Source organism: Candidatus Lokiarchaeum ossiferum (genome assembly GCA_025839675.1).
GTDB lineage: Archaea > Asgardarchaeota > Lokiarchaeia > Sigyniarchaeales > Promethearchaeaceae > Lokiarchaeum > Lokiarchaeum ossiferum.
Genome location: CP104013.1, coordinates 5,508,808 through 5,532,047, shown reverse-complemented (window position 1 = coordinate 5,532,047; position 23,240 = coordinate 5,508,808). Strand labels below are relative to the sequence as shown.

Here is a 23,240-nt window from a genome sequence, read left to right as displayed (position 1 = left end):
TTACTTTTTTTTTTTACAAATAGGAGAAAAGAGAAAGAAATGAAATCGTTAGCAAATGCAATGTCTCGCATTCCTCCAGACGAATGTGGTCCTTTTGCTGTATTGGGAAAAGCAACAGAGTTGGAAAGACAAGGTAAAAAAATTCTACACTTTGAAATAGGACAACCAGATTATAAATCTCCCGAACACATATCAAAAGCTGCGATTGATGCAATAAAAGATGGATATACAGGATATGTTGGAACAAGTGGGATATACGATTTCAAAGAAGCAATACAAGATGAAATCGAGACCACTCGTGGATATCGCCCAAATCTTGATCAAATTCTTGTAGTTCCGGGAGGAAACACGGGAATATTTTTAGCTATGGCATCTGTTCTGAATCCGGGGGATGAGGTTATTTATCCGAATCCTAGCTTCCCAACATATGCCTTAGCGGCTCATTATTTAGATGCAAAACATGCATTTGTCCCTGCAAAAGAAAAAAATGATTTTCGACTGAGCCCTGCCGATATTATAGAACGCATTACAGATAAAACAAAGTTAATTGTGATAAACTCACCCCAAAATCCAACAGGTGCAGTAACCAAAAAAGCGGAATTAGAAGAAATCGCAGCAATCGCAGAAGAAAAAGACATTTTCATTTTTTCTGATGAGATTTATTCAAAAATGTTGTATGACGAAAAGCATTATTCTTGCTCTGTTCAGGATTCGGCGAAAGAGCGTACGATCTTGTTAGATGGGATGGCAAAAGCCTATGCCATGACAGGATGGCGGTTAGGATATTTGGTTGCTCCAAAAGAAATTATCAACAAAATGTGCCAATTTGTTGTGACCAGTTATAGTTGTGTTCCACCCTTTATTCAAAAAGCAGGAATCGCAGCATTGAAAGGAGACCAGACATTTATACAAAAAAATATGACGGTTTTCCGAAAACGTAGAGATGCGATAGTTAAAGGGTTGAACAGCCTCCCAAATGTGAGTTGCGTTACTCCTCAAGGTGCTTTTTATGCATTTCCAAATATTACCAAAACAGGAATGTCCAGCATTGATTTGGCAGATCGCATTTTGCAAGAAACAGGTGTTGCATGTTTACCTGGACCAGCATTTGGAGAATGTGGAGAAGGATTTCTAAGATTTTCTTATTCTACATCATTAGAAATTATTGATGAAGCCATTGAAAAAATGCGTATCTTCTTAGAAACCATTTAATCAAATTTCTTGATCAATTTTCATTTTTTGTTGTTTTTTTGTATCAAAAATGAATAATTTGAAAAAATTTTCTTCCTTATTAGAAAATAAATAATATCTATTAAATTACGTGAGCACCTTTGGAATCAAATGACGCACCTTCTCTTTCAAAAATTGTTAAATCTTCATTAATTTTAATTAAAAAAGCAATTCTTCCAATAATTTTGTACATTTTCGTACTATCCATCTTGTCTGGATTAATTCAATATCTATTATTTGATTTAACTGGATTTAATGAAATGTTATTGGATTTAGAAGCAAAATACAATCAGATAATTATAAATGTTGAAGAAATTCAAGATTTCTTGGTAACTGATGAAGATTTGCAAATTCAAAGAACATATCCAATTCTTTTTTTTCTTTCTAGTACAATCAAGTTTTCATCTCAAATGTTCATGCTAATATTTGTAGTGCTAGTTACGGCCCGAAAGATTGTGGATCTTGAAGAAAACAAGTTTAAAAATCATACTATCTCATGGAATCAATCATTTATAGAACCATTCAATAATAGAAAACGGGTTTTTACTTCATTATTCTTCCTCCTATGCGGATCTATTTTAATCACAGCAGGATTGACCTTGTTAATAATACCCGGAGTGATTTTAATGATCCTTTTTATCTTTTCCATTCATTCCATGTTGATAGATGAGAAATACGGAACAGAAGCTTTGAAAGGAGGTCGGTTTTACGCAAGAAATAATGTTGCTTTTATGATCATATTATTTACACTTAGTTTGTTTATCCCAATGATCTTAAGTAGTCTTTACACAAATCCTTTGATGAATTTAATCAATCTTTCATTGGGAAATTATGAAAATTGGATTCAAAACCCTCTTAAGAATGGCTTCAATTTACTTCTTTACAATTTCAGTTTTCAATTCTTTCAAAACATAGTACTATTCTGGTTTCCCATTGTAATATCTGTTGCATTTTCACAATTTCAAGAAATTAAAGTTAAAACCTTTCAGAATTCTCAAAAATCCACTAAAGTAGATGTTAGTCAACCTGTTCCCCATAATACTAAAAAAGTAAAAGTGAAGAAAATTGCCGTGAAGGTAGGCCAAAATCATTATTATTGTGGAAAATGTGGGAATAAAAATCCTATTTCCAGTAAAAAATGCTCCAAATGTGGACAACTTTTTAAATTAATCTACGTAAAATAACAACTAATAGTTTTTTTTTATCACACTTTGGATGAAAACTAATGGAAGCCAAACATAATCGGAGAATTTTAGCCCAGAAAATTTTTACGGTACTAATTTTAGATCTTTTTATTTTGATAGGGGCAATTTCGACAAACCTTGTTCCTTCCATTTACGATCGAATTCAGCTTAGTTATGGATTAGCCACAGTGGCTCCAATTATGGTTGAAGAGGCAATCTTCATTATCATTTCAGCGGCAGTTGCTTTATTTTGGGGATATTGGATTGATAAAATAAGTCGTAAAACAGTATTGATTATGGCACTTTTAACCCTATCTATTGGTCTAACCATCACTGCTTTTGCTCAAAATTTCTTCATTTTCATATTAGGCCGACTTATCACAGCCATTGGATTCGGAGCTCAGATTCCCGCATCCTATTCGGTTTTAGCAGATATTTTCCCTACAAAATATTGGTCCACTTTATATGCAGGATTAGCACTTTTATTGGCCTTTTGTAATACGATAGGGAATTTTATGGCCGGATTCCTTTCCCCCATGAATATCTGGGGTTTAGGATGGCACATTTCATTTCTTTTATTAGCAATGATGGCAATTTTAGCAATAATCATATCCATTCTTGCGAAATTCATCATTGGATGGCATCTCCCGAATCGAGGAGCCAGCTCTATTGAAGAAATTGATGAAGAATTGGGTGAAGAGGTTCGTGAAGGTTTAATTGCATATAATTATACAATAAAAACAGAAGATCTTAAACCTTTATGGCAAATTCGATCCAACCGGTGGATGCTATATATGGCATTCTTTTATGTTATTCCCGGTGCCACCATGGGATCTTTTCTTATCTTCTATTTTACAGATGGACCTTTTGCTACTTTCCCCGCAGCCTTACGAACTCAAGTTGCAGAAATATTTGCGGCGGGTGCAGGAACAGGATATATTTTGGGAACATTTATTTTAGGCCCAATTTTTGATCTACTACATAAAAAATCACCCCATTTACGTTCAAAATACACATCGATTGCTTTAATTCTTGCAATACCTTTCTTATTTTTTGGATTTTTATCAATTACTCCAGTAAACTATGAGTCACTCAATTTAGCCGGGATAGTTGATCCAAATGATACTTCTCTCGATTTACTAAAATATGTCGTTATAGTCACTGCAATTTTGGAGTTTTATCCAAGTTATATTTTCTATTTTATACTTTTACTCTTCGGTGGGATTTTTGCCGCTCCAGTCTCCATCAATCGAACCCCCGCTTTATTAGAGATTAATCTCCCAGAACATATGGGAAGTTCTCAAGGGTTACTTAATTGTGCAAATCAACTTGGAAGAGGTTTTACTTCGATGTTTTTGGCTTTTCAATTTACACTTTTTAATTTTCTCTTCCATCTTGTGAAAGGTAAAGTTCTTTTGATAATCTCTTTAGTATTTTATATACCTCCCGTGATATGGTGGATCAAATTAACCAAAGATCTACCTTCAGAAATAAAGAATAAGAATCAAATATTAATAAAAAGGACAAAGATGCTCCGAAATGCCCCCGAACAAAAAATGGATAATTTATAGGGTTGTTATCCATGAATAGCAAGCAATTATCTAATTCATTAAAGAATACCATTAATATTATTGGAATGGAAGTTTCCCAACTTCGATCCAAGCACCTTGGGCAGGATCAAAATCAGTTCTTTAAAAAATGGGAAAAAGGAGCCCAATCAGAACATTATCGCTTGGAAATAATTAGAAATTGGAATAAAATCAATTATCTCATTCAAAAAGTGCTGCGTTCAATATCTCCCCGTTTCAACCCTACAACTTTGGAACATAATGGATTATTATTTTATTTGGCCTATCGAATTCATTTTGAACGGATTTCTTTATCCAAAGCGACACAGGAATATCAAATATCTAAAATTACCCTACCTAAGAGATTCCTACACCATTTTATTCAAAGAATTGAATCTTTCAATTGGAAAATTGCGTTGCAATCCAAAAATGAAAAGGAAAAAATATCATTGAAATATGCAATCCCATCGTTTTGTATTGATCGATTATTACCAGTACTGCCACAATCGGAAATACAAACATTATTTCATAAGATGGATGAGATGGCTCGAAATTGTACTTTCACAATTCGTATAAATGCTTTACAATTGGTTTCTAATGATGTAAATGAATTTATTCCAAAACTAGAACGATTTCTGCACCAAAATAAGATCCGTTTTTCTCAAGATATTCATTATCCAATTTTGTATCACATCCCAATTGAATTCAAATCGCGAATACTTCAAGGAGCGCTTTATAAAGCAGGCCAAATTATAATCCAGGATAAAGCTTCGATTGCAACCATTAAATGCCTGGATCCCCAATCTAATGACTTAATTGGAGATTTTTGTGCAGCTCCAGGTATGAAAACCAGTTTAATTGCACAATTTACAAGAAATCAAGCCCAAATAGTGGCCACCGATTTTCACGCAACGAGATTGAATTCATTAAATTATCTTTCAAATAAACTAAATATAAAAAATACCCATACTATCCATGCGGATTCCACGCAGACACCTTTTCGTAAGGTTCAAGGAAAACTAAAATTTGACAAAATTCTCTTGGATGCCCCTTGTACAGGTAGTGGAACTTTCACATCAAATCCAGCACTTAAATGGAGACAGAATTCAACCTTTCTTGAACAAGTTACCAATTTACAACAAAAAATCTTATCAGATGCCTTAGAATGTTTGAAACCAAAGGGTATACTAGTTTATTCCACGTGTAGCGTATATCCAGAAGAAGGAGAAGCACAAATATCAAAAATTCAAGACAAAGTGAATTTCTTGAAATTACCATCATGGTTTTCTCCAGGTTATACCATAATAGATATTGATTCGATTTTTATTGGCCGACTTCAGCCTCATGTACACAATACAGCAGGATTTTTTATTGCTAAAATGCAAAAGAAGTAAAAAAAAAAAATAGTACTCCCATAAAAGGAGTTATGGTCGATTACAATTAACGGATTGATTGAAGTTTTTTGTATTAAGTTTCTTCAATAAGATATATATGAAAATCACTTGGCTAAATATACGTTTACCTCATAAATGTGATATATAATTGATTATTTCTCTGCATCACTAAGAATAGACTTATTAACGTATAGGAGAAGTTCTTTACTAACAAAATTATCACATAAGTGGAAATTATGAAAAAAAAAACGATTTGCTTATTAATCTGCATTATCTCAACAGTATTTCTTTCTGAATTATCATTTAGTAAAGCTCAAGATGAGACAGTTTTGACAGAAAATTATTATGAAAACTTGACAATTTATATTTTAAATTCAGGAGATGCAGTATATCACTGGGATATTACAGATGAAGGTGTTAAATTCGCTTTTCCAATAAATTTACCTGCACCCAATTCAACAACCGAAGCGATATTAGATGCGGATTTGTATTTTAGTTTATTTGAGGTCACATCAAAAGAAGCTGAAATGGGGATTTTTGCGAACCAATATGGTGGTTACATGTATGAAGATCTCTCAGGAGACCAATGGGAATATGGATACTCACATATCAAATTGGAATTTAATATTCAGTTTGATGATAACCAAAATATATCTTTAGGAAATTCATGGGTAACTAATATTGTTCATGAGATAGAAAATACATTCCATTTAGATTTTCTTCAGTATAATAATTATACTTATGGAGCCGGGGATAGATGGTGGGCTTCCGAGTATCGCGCATTTCCTGTAGATCAAGCTTCCCAATGGGAAAACATTTTAGATGAAATTCCATGCGGAGAAACTATGCTTTTGGATAAAAAAGTACTGAATAGTTCATCTAACAAGGCAACACGAATCCATGCACGTTGGGATGAATTTGATCCAACGCCAGGAGAAGGAGAAAGTGAATTAAGATGGGAATACGATATTAATTTGGAATTATTTCGTCCACAAGTTTTTTCTCTAAGAGATAATGCTAATAACCAAGTATTCTTCAATACGCTATTAAATTTCTCAAAAGTTTTCTTGATGCCAGAGTGGGTGGATGATGCTAATTTAGACATTTTCTTATATAAGGGAGCCGCAATTACAAACGTTTATCCATCCCCCACAGGTGATGGACAAGAAATGGGACATATAGAACGACAAATGGACCGTGAAGGAAATATGTTTGGAACTTTATCAGATGCAGCTTTCTTTAATTTCACCGATTCAAATATAACTCAACCAATTATTTCTTGCCAATTACTTTCAAATGCTAGTGTTATCAATCAAGGAGAAGATCTTGTGATAACCCGGATAATTCAAAATGTCGGTTATGCTTCAGCCTATAATTTAGAATACATGGATTTTGATCCATATCTCATTGACGTGGATAATTTCGATCTAATAAGCGGAAATATTAATCAAACCATTACACAACTAGATTCAGGACAAGTGGATACTCAAACTATGATAATACGCTGCAATCATAATGAAAACCAAATTGAAGAATATCAATATTACGTAGAATATGACGCGATTGCAAACCCAAGTTTAGCAGATCATTGGTCAGAACCACAATTTGGAGGAGGAAGATATCAAAAATCATCAAATGAACTCCTAATTTTTCAAAATAATGTAGAAAACTACCCTTGGATGAATGTTGACTATACCATTTCAGATTTATCGCCTGAAGTAGGAGATAACATCACAATTTCAGCGCGAATTACCAATAAAGGAGTTTCAAATGTTGAAAATTTGGATTGGCAACTAAATGCTTTTCCAGATTATGGATATTCTTGTGATCTAGGAATAAATCTAACAAGTGATTCAGGAAAAATAACTCAATTAAATGCAGGAAATACTGCAGAAATTGAAGTGAATTATACCGTTGATGCATACAATCGCTATTTTGGAGGAATTTGTGAATTTTCTTTGGATATGCAATATGATGAAATCGGTGGAACACAAAACATAGTTATGGATTCGGATAATTTTTATGCTAATGATGCAGGATCTGCACAATATACTGTTTTTCCAAAAAAAGTTCCCTTCTTCGGACCAAGGATCAATATGAATTACAACATTGATATGAAAACAAACCACACTGGAACAATTATCACGTTGGATTGCATTATCGAAAATAATGGAACCAGTCCAGCATATAATGTTGAATTTTTAACAAGCTACCGAGATGGAGATGAACTTTTCTTTGTCAAACAATTAAGTGGAATTGATGTTTATCCAGACCTGAATTTAGGGATTCTTCAACCAGGAGAATCGGTTCATTTCAATGCTCGATTTATATTGATGAAAAGAGTGGATATAGGAAATTTTTCATTAAATCCCTTTGTTATGTACACAGTTCATGAGCGTGATCCTTCATATGGAGCATGGTATTCCTTTACTACAATGAATCAAAATCAAATGGATGCTGAAAATATATCTGAAAGAAATACTCCCGCAATCATTTGGATGATTGTGGCACTTTCTGCTATTGGAATTGTGGGAATTGAATCCATAATCATTTATCGAAAAATAAAAATGATCTAGTTTTTTTTCTTTTTCTTTCTTTTGATTTACAAACCAAATGGTATCGTTGTCTACTCCACATGCAGCTTATATCCAGAAGAGAGAGAACTGCAAATGGAAAAAATCCAAGAAAAAATTAACTTTTTGAAATTACCTTCTTGGTTTTCTCCAACTTATAAAAAAATGAACCGCTCATCAATAAAAATGAGCCAACTCCAGCCACACATCTACAACACTGCAGGTTTTTTATTGCAAAATTTCAGAAGAAGTAGTTAAATAACAGTGATCTTTAAATTCACATATTTCTGAGAGTATATCAATCATCTTTTACCAATTACTCGAATAAAAAAACTAATGACAATTCACTATAAGATAGAAAAAAACTGAGCTAAAAATCATTTATTTTTTTGTACCTTTGCACGAAAAAATAAAGTAGTTTTATTATTTTTAATCCTTTTGAACTTACATTTTTCTTCTCCACAACATTACTAATATAAATGAAAGTACTAAAAGCGACACTCCAACGATGTAGCCTACCATTGTACTACCTAATGGGCTAGATATCGGATCAGAATTTGAAGAAATATCATCATTAATCACTAGGATCTCCATCTGAAAAGATGCTTCATCCCCATCACTATCAACCACTGTTAAAGAAACATTGTAATCCCCAATTTTTGTATAGGTATGATATGGATGTTGTTCTGAAGAAAAAAAGTTATCTCCAAAATCCCACAAATATTGAAAAGGTAGATAGCCAAAACGAGATGTATCGATAAAACTTACTTTTTCATTAATAACCACAATAGTTTTTGACATCACAAAGGAAGGGATGATGAAGGAAATAAATAGGTTGCTAAATAAAGTATTATTAAACCCTCGAACTGGAATTCCCTCAATTCGATTTTTATGAAGTGTATTATTATAGATTTGACTGTGATTTACAAAAAAACCAAGTTTGATTCCAGAAAAATAATTATACTTGGCGGTGTTGTTTGATAAAACGCAAAATTCAGATGTATAAACACCAATCCCTTCCCCGATGTTATTTGAAACAATATTCTGAAAAATATTAACATATATTGAATCAAATATTAACAAACCATCCCCATTATTTTCAACAACTCCATTATTTTCAATTGAGCAATTACTTAGATTGGAAAAAATGAAACCAAAACCTGAAATACGAGAAATGTTATTATTTCTAACAATACTGTTTGATACATAAGTTAGACTAATTCCATGAGAAGGATTATTTTGAATTTTGTTACCCTCCAAACTTACACAAGAAGCAAGAACAATTGTTATGCCACCAAAACCACAATTCTGAACAACATTATTTTCAATAAAGCAATTAAATGAAGAATTATAACAAAAAATTCCATCTTCCATACAATTTGATATATTATTCTGAGAAATATAGCAATTTGAAGTATTATTAATAACAACACCCATTTTTGCAGTCATAATTGTGCAATTATATATTTTCCCATTTGCGTTTGAATTATGAATGGATATCCCATCGGACTCACTCGCTACAATGGAAAGATTTGCGATTATATATGGATTTTCAACAGTCCCATTTCCAGTCACAGCATCACACCATGATTTCCAGTCACTCCCATTTATAAAAATGGGATCATGAAACGAATTGCTTGAATATAACATAGATTCACTCAATTTCTCATTATTATCTAAAAATTCATCTTGAAATTCTTCCCCGAGAGAATTGTTTGAATAATCAAAGGAGACTGAAATCAAATTAATAGTTAATAAAAAAAGTATTATAACACTCAGTTTTGGCTTTAGGATACAATATATGATTTTAGGTCGCATTGAGATCAGTGCAATACGGATTTATTTTTATAAAATAATATTGATAATGACTATTTTTTTTCTTCTGTTGCAATCCTTTTATGAGATATTAACGTACATTTTAACGTAGGATTTAAACAAAATCTACAGAAATATTCGTCTTTTTTCTTAAGAAAACCTACAAATCAGTCATCCTTTTAATTGAAAGTTATTCCAAAAAAAAATAGCATTTATTCCAAGAGTCAACCTATTTATTCTTTATCTCGGTAAGTGACCTAAATCTTGATAGCGATCAACCATATTGATATGTCCTATAAAGAGAGAAAATCTCCCTAAGCTGCCCACTATCGGATTATTAATTTCATTGGAGAATGTCGATATGGATTTTCAGCGATTCAAACTAGTGTATTTACTTTTAGCACCATGTGTGCTTCTAAGTATGGTTTCTCCATTTATCCAAAATAATTCAGCGGAATCGATAAATACTTCTTCTTATATACCACAACCATCTTCTCCAATAGCATCAAATATACCTACAGCATGGTGGAATTACTCATTCAATTATCGACAAGCACTAAATTTAGATAATCCCAATTCCTTTCAAATTCCAAACAAATCATTGATTCAAATCGAGTTGAATACTAAACAATTAATTGCAGATAGAAAAATGAATTTCAAGGGATTAGATCTACGTATCATTTGGTTTGATGCCGAGAATTCATATTACCATAATTTGGAGTATAAAAATCAGACAGCATTTAATACAACGAAGACTGTTATTGCTTTTCAAATTGAAACCACAATTGAAGAAGAAAATCCCGTTCAAAATCATTATCTTTATTATGGAAATCCACATGCTATGACATTTCCCCAATTATTGGAGATGGATTCAGAGGTTTATGATGATTTTAGTCAACCAGATGGAGTGGTTGAGGACTGGACCGGCATAGAAGAAAACTGGTATGTGCTAGAACAACAATATCATGAAAATCCCGCAAACTTAGACACATATCAAAATGAACGAATATCCTATTATCAAGATTATTCTTCGCAAAATGGACAAATTCAGTTGGATATTCTTAGTAGGGGGGATGATTTTGAGGTTGGAATCATTTTTCGAGGAATAAATAAAAATAAATTTTTGATAGCAGGCTTAGGTTTGTGGAATTTTCACACTGCCATAGGTAAAGGAACTTCCAGTGGAATTGAATTTGTTTCATCAAATGGAAAACCGGAATCGGAATTATTATCAAATGTCTGGTATAATCTCGCAATCAAGTACCAAGAAGAACGTATAGAAATATTTCTCGATTCAATTCTTCAACTCAATATCACCAATACATACATTTTAGAATCCGGAATCATTGGAATATTTTGTAACGGTGAATCTGAATCCGTTTTTGACAATTTCGCCATTCCAAGTAACAATTCCTATATATTATCATATGAATTTGGTGATGAGGAAACACATCCACCCATAAATTATGGAATCCAAATCTCTAATTTAGACCAGGAGATTGAAAATCTGCAAAATATTACCATTATTCCAGCGGAACTATCAACAGTCCTCCAATTGAAGATTCAATTTGAAAACCAAAACTATTCCCTTGAATCTACGGAACAAGAATGGTTATGGCAATGGTTTGATGTTATCCCAATTAAAATAGGCACTTCAGATTTTACTATTTTTGTCCAATATATCGATTTTTCATGGAGAAGTTATAATAACCAACTGAAACTAGTTGATTCTACTCCCCCACCTTCACCAGAATTATCAATGAACATTGTAGGCCAACCAGGTAATATCATTGAATTCGACTGGGAAGATGGTTATGATCTTGGAGGAATACATCATTACCTTCTAATTATCTCCACAGATAGAAATTTGGCAAATACAGAGAGCCTATTATTCAATATTACCATCCTCAATCTGGATGGAAACAATAGTCATTATTCCATTACTGGTCTAATTGAAGGGCAATTTTACTTCTGGTTATATCAAGTTGATGAAGGAGGAAATATGAGTCCTCCAACAATGGGAAGTTTCGTAATTGAAGATGGCTTCGTTTCATCAATTACAGATTCTCACTCGACTATGACAACCTCAACAGAAACTCAATTAAACACAACAATATCAGATAATTCTCCCGATTCAGGAGCATTAATTGAAAATCGATCGCAATTCAATTATTTATGGGGATCCCTTATAGGAATTGTAGGTTCGACTGTTTTAATTCAACGTAAGAAAATTCTTTCTCAGGTGAGAAAACACCAATCCGCTGATATTAACAAAAAACTGGATTCTGGAAAGACATATCTTTTCTTAAAAAATGATATTTCAAAACCTATGCACATTTTCTCCCAAATTTCTAATGAATTCTTCAATAAAGTAATCATTAGTCGAAAAGCCCCCAATCATCTCAAATCGAAATTTGGAATATCTTGTGGGCGAATTTTATGGATGAATACAAGTATTATAGATGAAACTCAACTATTCCTTCCTCCCAAACCAGAGCTTATTTTTTACATGACTAAAAAAGTCCTTCAGATAAGAGCTACCACATTCAAAGATCAACAATTGTCCGTTCACCCGAATGATAAGATCAATCTCGTCCTATTTGAAGGTCTTGAGTACTTGATGAACTACCATCCGTTTTCCATGGTATGCAAACTCTTGGAATCGCTAAGTGACCAAGCCACAATAAATAATGGAATTCTCATGATAATTATTGATCCACATATTATCAATCCTAAAGAATTGGGAATTCTAACTAAAATTGCTGAAGTATGGAAATAATTGAATAAGATTTTTAAAGTTAAGTTTTAAAATTTTCTTGTTAAGTAAATGCGTTTTTTTCATCCCAATGTATTTCTTTACATATAAGCATCAAATATTGCACGATACTATAAAAGGGATAAAAACCTAATATTTTATAATGCCAAAATCGTTAATTGGAATTTGTCCAAAATGCAGTTTACCAACAGAACTGTGCGTATGCGAATCGCTTGCGCAAGAAGAGCAGAAAATCACAATCTATGTGGATAAAAGAAAATGGGGTAAGGCCATGAGCGTTATTAACTTCGCTAATTTCGGTGGTGCGAATCTCAAAAAAATAGCTAAAAAAGCCAAAGGTTATTGTGCATCGGGTGGAACCGTAAAAGGGCACACCATTGAAGTCCAAGGTGACCATCGGCAAAAATTGCTAAAATTCCTTCTTAATATCGGTTATTCAGAAGAAAACATCGAGATCATCTAAATCCTCATTATAGATTTTCAGTTTTTCAAAAGGAACTCTTTTTTTCTCATCTTATTTGAATGGACATCCATCGAGTTCAAAGAAAAATTAGAGATAAAATGAAAAAATTTCATGAAATGTTAACTATTCTTCATGAGATAAATATTGTGCATATTCCTTCTTCCGATCTGTAAAAAGTAAAACACCCATAAAAAGGAAAGTACCGCTTAAAAGAACCCCAATTACAAACAAAAATTCTTTTAAATTGAAAACTATTGGTAAATTGAGATTGGAAACACCATTAAATGACTCTAACCTTAAGTAACTTACAGTCCACATTCCACCTGCAGAAAAACCGACAAGTAAACCTATAAAGAGCGTGGAAAAAATAACAAATATCAGCTGTGCAATAACAAGCATTGATAGGTTCTTTTTTCCGAATCCTTGAACCAGCAATAAACCATGATAACCTCGATTTTCTTTACGATATTGCAGTATCAAAATTACAATACTAATTACTAGAAAAATAAGTAATATTGCCGATTCGATATAGAGAAGATATATTTCTTTTGTATCACCTTTAGGAGAAAAGATACGTGTAGTTCCATCATCAACTTCAGTAGCAACATTTAAATAAAGAGGATCAGAATAGCGGAATGCAACTTCTTCCATGGGACAAACATCTTGGAATATGATTTCCCTATAACTATCCGTATTCGTAGAATTTAGGGTTCCAATAAAATTCAATGAATCGTAAGTTAATTCTTCCCCAATGGACACAAAATTGGAAAAATCAGCCAAAATTTGATAATCATAAGAATAACCCCTTAATAGACCAGGGATAGTTTCTATGGAATCAATAATTTTTAGCGAGATCAATTCTTGCGAAGCAAAATTTTCGCTAAATGGAAACAACTCTGGGTTTATTGTGAAAATAGCACCAACTTCATATTGATAATAATTTAAAAATCTATCAGTAACTAATACTCCAATGTATTCCGAATTTTGATCATTATACAGAAGAGTTTTCTGTAATTTGGAATATAAATTTGGAATAATTGACTGAACTTGCCGAGATTGAGCGACATGACAATACTTGGAAAAATTAGTCAAAACAATAGTATCAAATCCATAATTAGCGGAGCTAATATCACTTAAAGATATCAGAGAATTGGTAGCCACATCCATGTAATCATCAGAATAATAGGATTGATTCGAAATTATTTTTTCAATGGTGATCAAATCATCAAAAAGGATTGTTTGATTTCCTTCTTCCATATAGTTCCGGGTGTTAGTAGCTTGAATATTAAAATCCCCTCCAATTATGACATTTTGTAGTGTGGGTTTTGAGATCATTGAAGAATTCAATGCTAAATTACAAAATATAAAAGATCCAGAAATCACAGCTAAAATTAGAGATATTTTTTTAAGATTTTTAAATCGCAGTGTTTCAAGTGCATTTAGCACCCCTTTTTCACCTAGGAACAACCCGGTGAATTTTTCACAAATATTCGCATAAAAGAGAGGTTTTTCAAATAAAAGCCATCGAACTATGCCATAAATTATAACAAATGGACTGAAAAAAGCGGGAAATACAAAATACTTATTATATTCATTCATTTTTTGAGCCGCATATGCAATCCGATCAATTTCAGAATAATATCCCAGCTGAATAAAAAGAATTAATAATATTGGAACCCAACCAATTAAAAATACAACTAATCCAAATTTTTTGATTCCTTTAGAATATTCATAATCAACAGATTTATATTTATTTTCTTCAATTTTCGGGGAATCGTTAGACTTTTCTTGGAGTTTTTTCTCAGCCTTGTTTTGCTTCTTCTTCTTTTTTTTGTTTTGAGAAATTAACAAGTTTTCACTTAATAGAGAATTCAATTCAAATTGTTCCAAGGAATCAGCGATTTCATACCGTTTCATTTGATTGAAATGATAAATTAGTTTTGCATAAATCACCGCGCAGAGTAGAATTCCTATAGCTATGATTCCAAGAACCAAACCAACAGTTAAAGAAAACTTCAAATATGCTTCTGGGGCGAATAAACGAACATTTTCATAATATCCAGTATCATTTCCAAAACTTGTAAATGTACTTGATCCGATGAGTGGATTCAAAGTATTTTGAACCGGTCTGTAAATTATCCAGCTAAATACAACACTTAAAATCCCGACAATTGTACCCATACAGATGATTTCCCAGATTAATTGATTATTGATCATTTTTCGGGGATATCCTTTTATTAAAGCATGGTTGTAAGAAATTAAGCGGGAGGAAAAGGAAGCCTTAACTAGGATCTGCCCTATTAGCACCGCACAAATCAACAACGGAATATTCATTATCTGATAAACATATAAATTGCGTGCATTTTCTAATGAATCATAAAATAGCTCATACATACTTGTCGTAAAGATTTTTGTATCATGTTCAAACAAATTATACAATTGAAACCATTTATCATGAAAAACTTTTTCTTCTCGGGAAATGCTATTAATATTGATTGTACTCCGGTCATAATGGTAGCCCATTGCACTCACACACACCCAAGATTGCGTAGAATTAATAGGTAAATTGTTATATGATGAATTAAGTTGGGTTATTACTGGATTGTTATAATTGAAATCAAAATCGATCAGACCCATAATGATGGCATTTTTCCATTCTTGGAGAGTAGCATGTTGAAATGAGTCAACAGAACTATAATCTTGAGAATATGTCAACTTTGCAGGGGAGTAGTCAAAAAATTTTACCAAGGTTTGTTTAGGTATAAAAATACCAACAATTTTTCCATTGGTTTGATTTATATTCAATGTATCTACAATTATCGAAGCATTTTGTTTATCTAGAAAAGCAAATGGCAAGTAATCTTCCGTACTTTCATGAAACCCAAGTTTTACGGCTGAAACAATGTCAATAATATATTCTGATGTATTTTGCGGTCTTCTTCCATCATAAAGTTCAAAATATCGATCAAAATGATCTGAATTATAAAAATTGATATCTGAGAACATTAATGCTAAATCATCCGATCTGTCTAAATTTCCGCTTTTGTTGATGGCTAATTGTAAATTATCATTGGTTAAATAATAAAGCGGATTGCTGGATTCAATCGAAAAACTAGATTTAATCTGTTGATCGATTTGAATAAAATTACTTCCAAAAATATCATGATTGAAAGCAATATGGGAGGCATCCTCAGTAGAGTTGTAAATTCCTATTTCAAAATAGCTAGATTCAAAATTTTCAATTTGGTAATTTCTTGCATTGTATACATAAATATTCATAACACTTATCATTGCCAATATTGAAGCTAAACCAATAATAAGTAGAGGAGAACGTCGAATGGCTTGAAGCGCTTGAGATAAAGTGTATTTAAACTTGATTGACATAGTGATCAGATTTTTTTTTTACTTCATTCCTAAAAAATGATTTCTATTTATTTGGGTCATGGAGATCCCGTTTAAGATCAAAAATCCCTCCAAATTGATAGGATATTTCGTTACACTCACGACAAGCTATCGAAATTCGACTTACAATTTGCTGATTTTGATAATACATAGCACCTCCGTCCTTATCATAATTTTTTAAGATATTTTTCGAATGACAGAGGGGACAATCCTTAATATCTTTAAATAAAGGATAATTTTTCGCTCCATTTATTATTAAATTAGCTTCTTCTTGTTTTTTAGTAATGGAAGCAATAGTTGTTTCATTTTCCCCTTCAAAATTATCTTGAAGGGGCTTTTGATCTAAACGCCCATATTCCTTTACAATCTCGCCATCCTTCAAGATCATTGTTCGATCTGCAATTTTGCGGAAAGCACTATCATGAGTTACAATTACCATTGATTTTTCAGGATTATCGATCAATACTTTCTTAAAATAACTCATTATTTTTTCGGCTGAAATCGAATCTACATTACCTGTTGGTTCATCGGCTAAAATTAATTCAGGATCATTAGCAAAGGCCTGAGCAATGGCAATTCTTTGCTTTTCCCCACCTGAAAGGGCATAAGGACGATGGTTGGCACGATCAAGCATTTCAACTTCATCTAATAGTAAATTGACCCTCTCTTTCCGCGTTTTTTTATTCACTTTAGAAACAATCATTGGCATTTCAACATTTCCTGCTGCAGAAAGAGTAGGAATTAGGTTGAAGAATTGGAAAATAATTCCGATATGATTTTGTAGGAGATCTTGTATACCTTGATCTTTTAATCGATGGACTTCCAAATCATTTACTATGATTGTGCCAGATGATGGGCGAGTTATTCCAGCCAAGACATGTAAGAGGGTTGTTTTTCCAGATCCACTCGGGCCCATAATAACTATCAGTTCTCCGGGATAAATTTTCAAGTTAATGTTTTTTAAAGCCATTATTTCATTTGATCCACTCTTGAATATCTTGTAGACCTCGTCCAGTTGGGCAATGGGTGATTTTGGGGTATTTTCTAGACTATTTATTGCTGTATCTTCCATGATTGTCATCATTTTTTATTTTGATTTTTTTTAGAATTCATGTTAGTTTTGTTGTTTTGTATGTTCAAAAAAGGATTCTGTTTTATGGGATTTGATAAAAACTGAATAAAGAATTATGGTTCCTAAGAAAATAATGAAAACATTGATCCCTAATAAGGGCCAGTTGAGCAAAACAGGATATTTTCCAATTGCCCATTCATATCTATAGGTATCTTGTGCTACGATCTGCCCGGGTAACACCTTTAAAGCAAGTATTATTGGAAGAGTAGTAGTAATAAGAGTAATTATCGTTGCCAAAAAGAACATAAGGAGTAATTGTCCTAAACCAAATAAGTATACTTGTTTTCTACTTACCCCTCGAGTTAGTAAATGCCCATAAAACACAAAATTGTTACGTGTGCTATGTATAAACATTATACCCTGACTGATAGTTAAACTAAATGCGAGTAATAATAACGAATAAAGAGAATATCCTAATTTTGTTTTAAATAGAGCAAAAGAGGTGCTGTATTGCATATATTGATAATCCACTTCATTAATATCATACTGCTTCGTTTCCGTTTCAAGGAATTCAGTTAATTTATCATTGTTTAAAATGGAATCGTCGCTTTTATCCATTTTATTTCCCAAAAAAACATATTCTTGGGCTAAAAGGGTGCAATTAAATGGTAAAACGTGAGTAATGTCAATAAATAGATCCCATCCATAATCATACCCTGATTCGTAATTACTAACAGGTGAAAATGAATCCGTTCGTGCTAATAATTTACACTCTAACTCGATCGATTCGATTTTCATTAAATTTGAATTGAAATAGGTCATATTTACAACGAAGGGAGGAAAATCTTCCAGATCCTTATAGAAGTCATAAGCGCTTCCACAAACAATCCCGACATCCGAACTATTAGGATCTTTATTGTATTCAACAACATCTTCAATTGATTGATCCAAAACTGTGCTTGGAAAGTGATTATTCTGATGGGAATTAAATTTGAGAAATTGTGAGAAGTTAAAATAGTGAATCCTTCTTTGTACCAATGTTTCGCTTCCTGATTTTGCATAAATTTCAGCTCTTTGAGTAACTACTGAAAGAGGTTGTTCTAATGAAATATTCTCTTCATCGAAAATATTTTGGATTTGAGAATCAAAAGCAGTATGACTGATTTGACTCCCCAAATTGGTCTCATCAAATTGAATTTCGATAGTGATATCGGCGCCAATCAAACTATTAGCAATCACTTTGGGATAACTTGCACTTGAAGTAGAATATGGATTTAAAATGAAAGTTGATGAAAGAAAAACCACCAGCATAATAATAATATACCGAAATTCCTTCCTCCGTATCATTTCCAAGCCCATCAAATAATTCAACTCCCGATTTAAGGGTTTAGATAGAAAGCAACATAATTTAGCATATCTTCGAGGTGATTCGACAATCAAAAACCGATAGATCCCAAAAAGCACAATCAGAATAGGTAAAATCAATGCAAAAACCATTGTCACTCCAGCGCTACGGAAAATATCATTGACAAAATTAGATAAATCGTTCGAAAGATCATGATTGGCAGAATACAAGGCTAAACCGTAAACAAATAAAGGAACAAGTATAAAGGGAAAGAGAAAGTAGGAGATTTTTCGATTTGATTTCTCTGTTTCTTCAACACTATCTTCATATTGACTCTCTTTATGTTTTTTTGAATTTTTTTTTGGTTTTTTCTCAGCATAAGTAGTATTCTCATTATAAATTCCCAGAAGATATTCTTGATTTTGATTTTCATAAATATCTTGTATTTCGGTTTTTTTAAGTGTTTTAAAAAGATGCTTATAGGATATGCTAATAGTAATAAACGCAAATAAGAAGGTAAAAGCACTCCAAAAAGGACTTATGGTGATCTGAATTTGATTTACAGATAAAGTTGGAAAAAACAACGATATTAGTGTAGATCTTATAGGGAAAAATAGAATAAAACTCAATAAAATGCTGATCAGTACACAGATCACACTCATTGAAATGATTTCTAGAATCATTTGAGATCTAATTTGCTTTTTAGTCATTCCTTTAATAGACAATTGTAAAAAACTATCCAAGCGTGACTTCTTCCAATTTTGCATACTGGAAAAAGCAATAAAGATAGTAAAAATCATTAATGGGAGATTAATAGCAAAAGAATATAATCGCATAGTGGCTACATAAGAACGAAGGTTATTAATTGAATATCTATAAGTTCTCAAATAAGTTTCTGTTTTGAAGCTCGTTTGCAAGACTTGATGAATTTGATTTAATTGATTTTCATACGAAGTGATATCATTATAATTTATCTCATCCAAACTTCGTGCTAATGTAATTCCAGAATGAAAAATATTGCTATCACCCAATATATTGTAAGTTTGATGCATAACTGCATTAAAAAGAGAATTATTTTGGAAAATGGTATCGTAGAAATGGTAAGCAGGATGGTTCGCAATGCTTGATTGGGAAAAATTAGAATAGAAAAAGAGAGGTGTATCATCATAATTATTTGATCCTAAATCATCTCCCATAATTTTTTCATAGGTTAAATCCATTTGATAGGTCTCCCCAAGGATATCTATCAATCTGGAAGAAAAAACATAAAATCCAACAATTTTAACGGAATTTAGATGAATTCTTTGAATGATATCTGGATTGGGAAATGCAATTTGAATAGAACCATTTTCTTGAAGACGAAATTCCGTAACAGATGAATCCCCAACAAAATAAGTCATATCAAAGTCATCACCAATTTGATAATTCCACAGCAAATTATAGGTATAAGGGACTAATACTTCAGTTTCTGTTTTGGGATAAGAGCCTTCCATTAATATGAAATTTTTGGCAAATCTCTCCGTCCGATAATAATTTTCGGGATAGACAAAAAAATTAATTCTTGATGTCAAACTTCCAAAGTCAAAACTCCCTTTTGAAATCGGATAGTTTTCCCGTAAACCAAAACTACCCCAACCTGCATGAATCATAAAAAATTTATAAGAATCAATGTCACTAAATAATTTTGAATTCTTTTCCGAAGTTTGCGAAATTGACAAAACCCGATTTTCATAATCTTGAAGTTCAGCAGCGATATTTTCGGGAATAATAGTAGTAGATTCAGGGGACCCTATAATGAACTCAGATGAATTTTCCATATGAGCCGTAAAATCTTCAGAAATACCGCTTTCAATGACGAGATTTGTTGCTAAAATCATGGACAGCGTCACACTTACAGAAATAATAATAAGATAAGATTTTTTTATCCATTGAAGTGATAAGCGCACGTAGAAAGGAAACAAAAATTTCATGGTTTTCATTTTCTCTTATTGATAAATAGACCAAACTCCCACAATTTATAAAGCTTTGCTCCTTACTTCACTTATTGCTTTGATTTCCATCAAATAGACATTGGATTATGCACATCTGGTGGATGATAAAAGGATAATTCATTGAAATTCAAGTAGATCAATTTTGAAAAATGCTAAAAATCATCTTCAATGATGGGTATTTGGTAGAAAACATCGAAATTATTTGATTCCTTTTCCAAGATTTTCAGTTCATCAAAAGGAACTCTTTTTTTCTCATCTTATATGAATTAGCGAAACACTCATATATTCCTGCGAGATATCCTATTTAGTGATTACGAGAAACTTTTGAGTGAAATATTAAAATGACAGAAGAAGCGGATCCCATTTTAACAGAAATAAATCATATCGTTGATTTAGAAGAAGATGAACAAGTTTTTAAGACAATTCAAAGAACTAACCACTCCTATTTTATTCCAAAAATCGCACATAATAGCATTTTATGGATCATTATTTTGGTTATCCAAATAGTTTTAGGGTTGACATTCCCCACAATAAAGAGCGTAATGGGTACTATTGTCCTAATATTTTTCTATGTATGGTTAGGGATATTTCTGATTTCAATGTTAGTGGGTAAATGGTTTGTGCAAGGGCACATGTATGTCATCACCAATAAACGCATAATAATGCAAAGAAAGTTTTTGGGCATCTTATTTAGGGAAATCGAATATAAACGAATCACTGATCTAGTGTTACGTCAGTCGCTCTGGGGGCGTATCTTTAATTTTGGCGTATTATTACCTGTAACAGCGGGAGTAGAAATGGGGGCAACCAAGTTTGGAATGTTTTCCATCGAAGGAATTATGGATGTCTTTAAAGTGAGAAATATAGTTTTAGATCAAATTCGTATAAACCAAGATCAAATGCGCCAGAAATACTATGACCGAAGGGCCAAAAATACAGTAGAAAATTTAAAAGATCCAGATCATCAAGAAAATATTAAAGAATAAGAGATTTGGAGAGAGAATGTTATATGGAGCAGACAGAAGAGCAATTTTTCTCATCGTTAGGTCAAGAATTTATGGATTTACGGAATCCAAAGGCTGAAGAGCGATTCTTTAATAATAATGCCTTCAAATCGGAATTTCGATTTGAACCTGGTGAACAACTATTATATTTAAGCTATCAAAATATTAAGTATTCTATTTTTCAAGTGTCTTTACCCTTCATCATTATTGCAGCAATTTCAATAGGAATTCCATTTGCTTTATCCGTTTTCGATGGGTTGGTAGCAATTATATCAATTATTTTATTTGGGGTAGTAGCGATAGTGATGATAATCTTTAAAGTAATTGGTGCCACATCGTTTAGATATTTAATTACTAATAAGCGTATTGTTGTCGGGTATACTTTTCTTCAACGTTGGGCGAGATCTGTGGATTATACCAATATTGTTGATATTATTCTTCGAAAAGGATTTGTTGGAAGATGGTTTGACATCGGAAATTTATTTATAATCACAGGCTCCAATGAGGGAATGATGGGAGGCGTTCAAGGTGGAAATATCAAAAATGTTATTCAAATGCGAGGATTTTTAAATATCCACCAACCTTTTCGGGTGAAAAAACTCATAAAAAGAATCATGGACTTTTATGCAAATCCAGAAATGGAAATACCGAAATTGTATATCCCAGAGCTGGAAAGAACAACAATTCAACATCCCCAAGAACTTCAATTATATCCAGATGAAGTAGTTTATAAGTCCTATAAAATGAAGCGGGCGAGTTCCTTTTTCAAGATGTTAGTTCCACTGGCGGCAGGGGGACTATATATTTTTCAAGCTGTCCCAGAATTACTTGGTTTGGTCTCAGTAGATAATCTTCTCTTAGCAGTAGGGATTTTAATAGGAACTTTGATTATCATCATGTATGTTGTGAGTAAATATCATTCAAAGGGCTTTGATTACTATGTAACCGACCGGAGAATAATTATGTTTAAAAAATTTATCACAATCCGCCAGCGGGATGCAATTATGGGTAAAATAAGTGAAATATCCATATTTCAGATGGCTGTAGGACGGGTAGCAAACTTTGGACAAGTGAAAATAGGCACAAAAGGATTTGAAAACGTGTCTAAATTGGGTAATTTGCTTTGTATCCAAGGAATTGAGAATGCCTCACAAGAAAAGGATGATATACGAAATATCGTTCTCCATTATCAACGAGGCAAACTGTATTCACCACTCATGGAAATCGATGATCCCGAAAACTTTAGTGCTTAGCGATTTATCAAATCGACAATTATTTGACTTTTTTCTATTTTACTATACACGAATCATTTTTTCTTGAATGAAACTTCCCATTTATTGTATCGATTAATCATTTTGAATGAAATTATTAGAATTCATCACAATTTATGTTGAAATTAGAATTCACTGAAATTTTTTTAACA

General features: G+C 32.4%; 14 protein-coding genes. 10 read left to right on the top strand and 4 right to left on the bottom strand.

The window, feature by feature from the left end; all coding sequences use genetic code 11:
• Window positions 1-39 precede the first annotated feature (39 nt).
• The 6 genes from NEF87_RS23575 to NEF87_RS23550 all read left to right on the top strand — a co-directional run bounded on the left by NEF87_RS23575 (window position 40) and on the right by NEF87_RS23550 (window position 8,207).
• A complete protein-coding gene (locus NEF87_RS23575; protein WP_457917758.1) occupies window positions 40-1,212 on the top strand; it encodes a pyridoxal phosphate-dependent aminotransferase in 1,173 nt (390 codons plus the stop codon).
• Window positions 1,213-1,331: 119 nt separating this feature from the next.
• Entirely contained in the window at window positions 1,332-2,414 is a 1,083-nt protein-coding gene (locus tag NEF87_RS23570) for a zinc ribbon domain-containing protein (protein ID WP_457917757.1), read from the top strand.
• A gap of 41 nt (window positions 2,415-2,455) precedes the next feature.
• Window positions 2,456-3,985 carry an MFS transporter gene (locus NEF87_RS23565; protein ID WP_457917756.1) on the top strand — a complete coding sequence of 510 codons (1,530 nt, stop codon included), beginning with the start codon at window positions 2,456-2,458 and terminating at the stop codon, window positions 3,983-3,985.
• A gap of 11 nt (window positions 3,986-3,996) precedes the next feature.
• Entirely contained in the window at window positions 3,997-5,376 is a 1,380-nt protein-coding gene (locus NEF87_RS23560; RefSeq protein WP_457917755.1) for an RsmB/NOP family class I SAM-dependent RNA methyltransferase, read from the top strand.
• 236 nt (window positions 5,377-5,612) lie between these two features.
• A complete protein-coding gene (locus NEF87_RS23555; RefSeq protein WP_457917754.1) occupies window positions 5,613-7,952 on the top strand; it encodes a hypothetical protein in 2,340 nt (779 codons plus the stop codon).
• Between the two features lie 21 nt (window positions 7,953-7,973).
• The gene (locus NEF87_RS23550) at window positions 7,974-8,207 is read left to right on the top strand and encodes a hypothetical protein (RefSeq protein ID WP_457917753.1); all 234 of its coding nucleotides are present in this window, start codon (window positions 7,974-7,976) and stop codon (window positions 8,205-8,207) included.
• A 186-nt stretch (window positions 8,208-8,393) separates the two neighbouring features.
• On the opposite strand, the gene NEF87_RS23545 is transcribed toward NEF87_RS23550, so the two are convergent.
• Window positions 8,394-9,767 carry a right-handed parallel beta-helix repeat-containing protein gene (locus NEF87_RS23545; protein ID WP_457917752.1) on the bottom strand — a complete coding sequence of 458 codons (1,374 nt, stop codon included), beginning with the start codon at window positions 9,765-9,767 and terminating at the stop codon, window positions 8,394-8,396.
• Window positions 9,768-10,125: 358 nt separating this feature from the next.
• Here NEF87_RS23545 and NEF87_RS23540 point away from each other — a divergent pair, with 358 nt between their 5' ends.
• Window positions 10,126-12,543: a DUF835 domain-containing protein gene (locus NEF87_RS23540; RefSeq protein ID WP_457917751.1), complete on the top strand. Its 2,418-nt coding sequence runs from the start codon at window positions 10,126-10,128 to the stop codon at window positions 12,541-12,543.
• Between the two features lie 139 nt (window positions 12,544-12,682).
• Window positions 12,683-13,003 (top strand): stress response translation initiation inhibitor YciH, encoded by a 321-nt coding sequence (gene yciH / locus NEF87_RS23535; RefSeq protein WP_371803967.1) that lies wholly within the window; start codon window positions 12,683-12,685, stop codon window positions 13,001-13,003.
• A gap of 123 nt (window positions 13,004-13,126) precedes the next feature.
• Here yciH and NEF87_RS23530 read toward each other — a convergent pair whose 3' ends face one another.
• The 3 genes from NEF87_RS23530 to NEF87_RS23520 are packed head-to-tail and all read right to left on the bottom strand — an operon-like array spanning window position 13,127 to window position 20,792.
• A complete protein-coding gene (locus tag NEF87_RS23530; protein ID WP_457917750.1) occupies window positions 13,127-16,387 on the bottom strand; it encodes an ABC transporter permease in 3,261 nt (1,086 codons plus the stop codon).
• 43 nt (window positions 16,388-16,430) lie between these two features.
• Entirely contained in the window at window positions 16,431-17,477 is a 1,047-nt protein-coding gene (locus tag NEF87_RS23525; RefSeq protein WP_457917749.1) for an ABC transporter ATP-binding protein, read from the bottom strand.
• 42 nt (window positions 17,478-17,519) lie between these two features.
• Window positions 17,520-20,792, bottom strand: a complete 3,273-nt coding sequence (locus NEF87_RS23520; protein ID WP_457917748.1) for a hypothetical protein — start codon at window positions 20,790-20,792, stop codon at window positions 17,520-17,522.
• Between the two features lie 362 nt (window positions 20,793-21,154).
• Between NEF87_RS23520 and NEF87_RS23515 the strand changes: the two genes are divergently transcribed.
• Both NEF87_RS23515 and NEF87_RS23510 read left to right on the top strand, forming a co-directional pair.
• Window positions 21,155-21,799: a PH domain-containing protein gene (locus NEF87_RS23515; RefSeq protein WP_457917747.1), complete on the top strand. Its 645-nt coding sequence runs from the start codon at window positions 21,155-21,157 to the stop codon at window positions 21,797-21,799.
• Between the two features lie 23 nt (window positions 21,800-21,822).
• Window positions 21,823-23,070 (top strand): PH domain-containing protein, encoded by a 1,248-nt coding sequence (locus NEF87_RS23510; RefSeq protein ID WP_371803965.1) that lies wholly within the window; start codon window positions 21,823-21,825, stop codon window positions 23,068-23,070.
• Window positions 23,071-23,240: the final 170 nt, after the last annotated feature.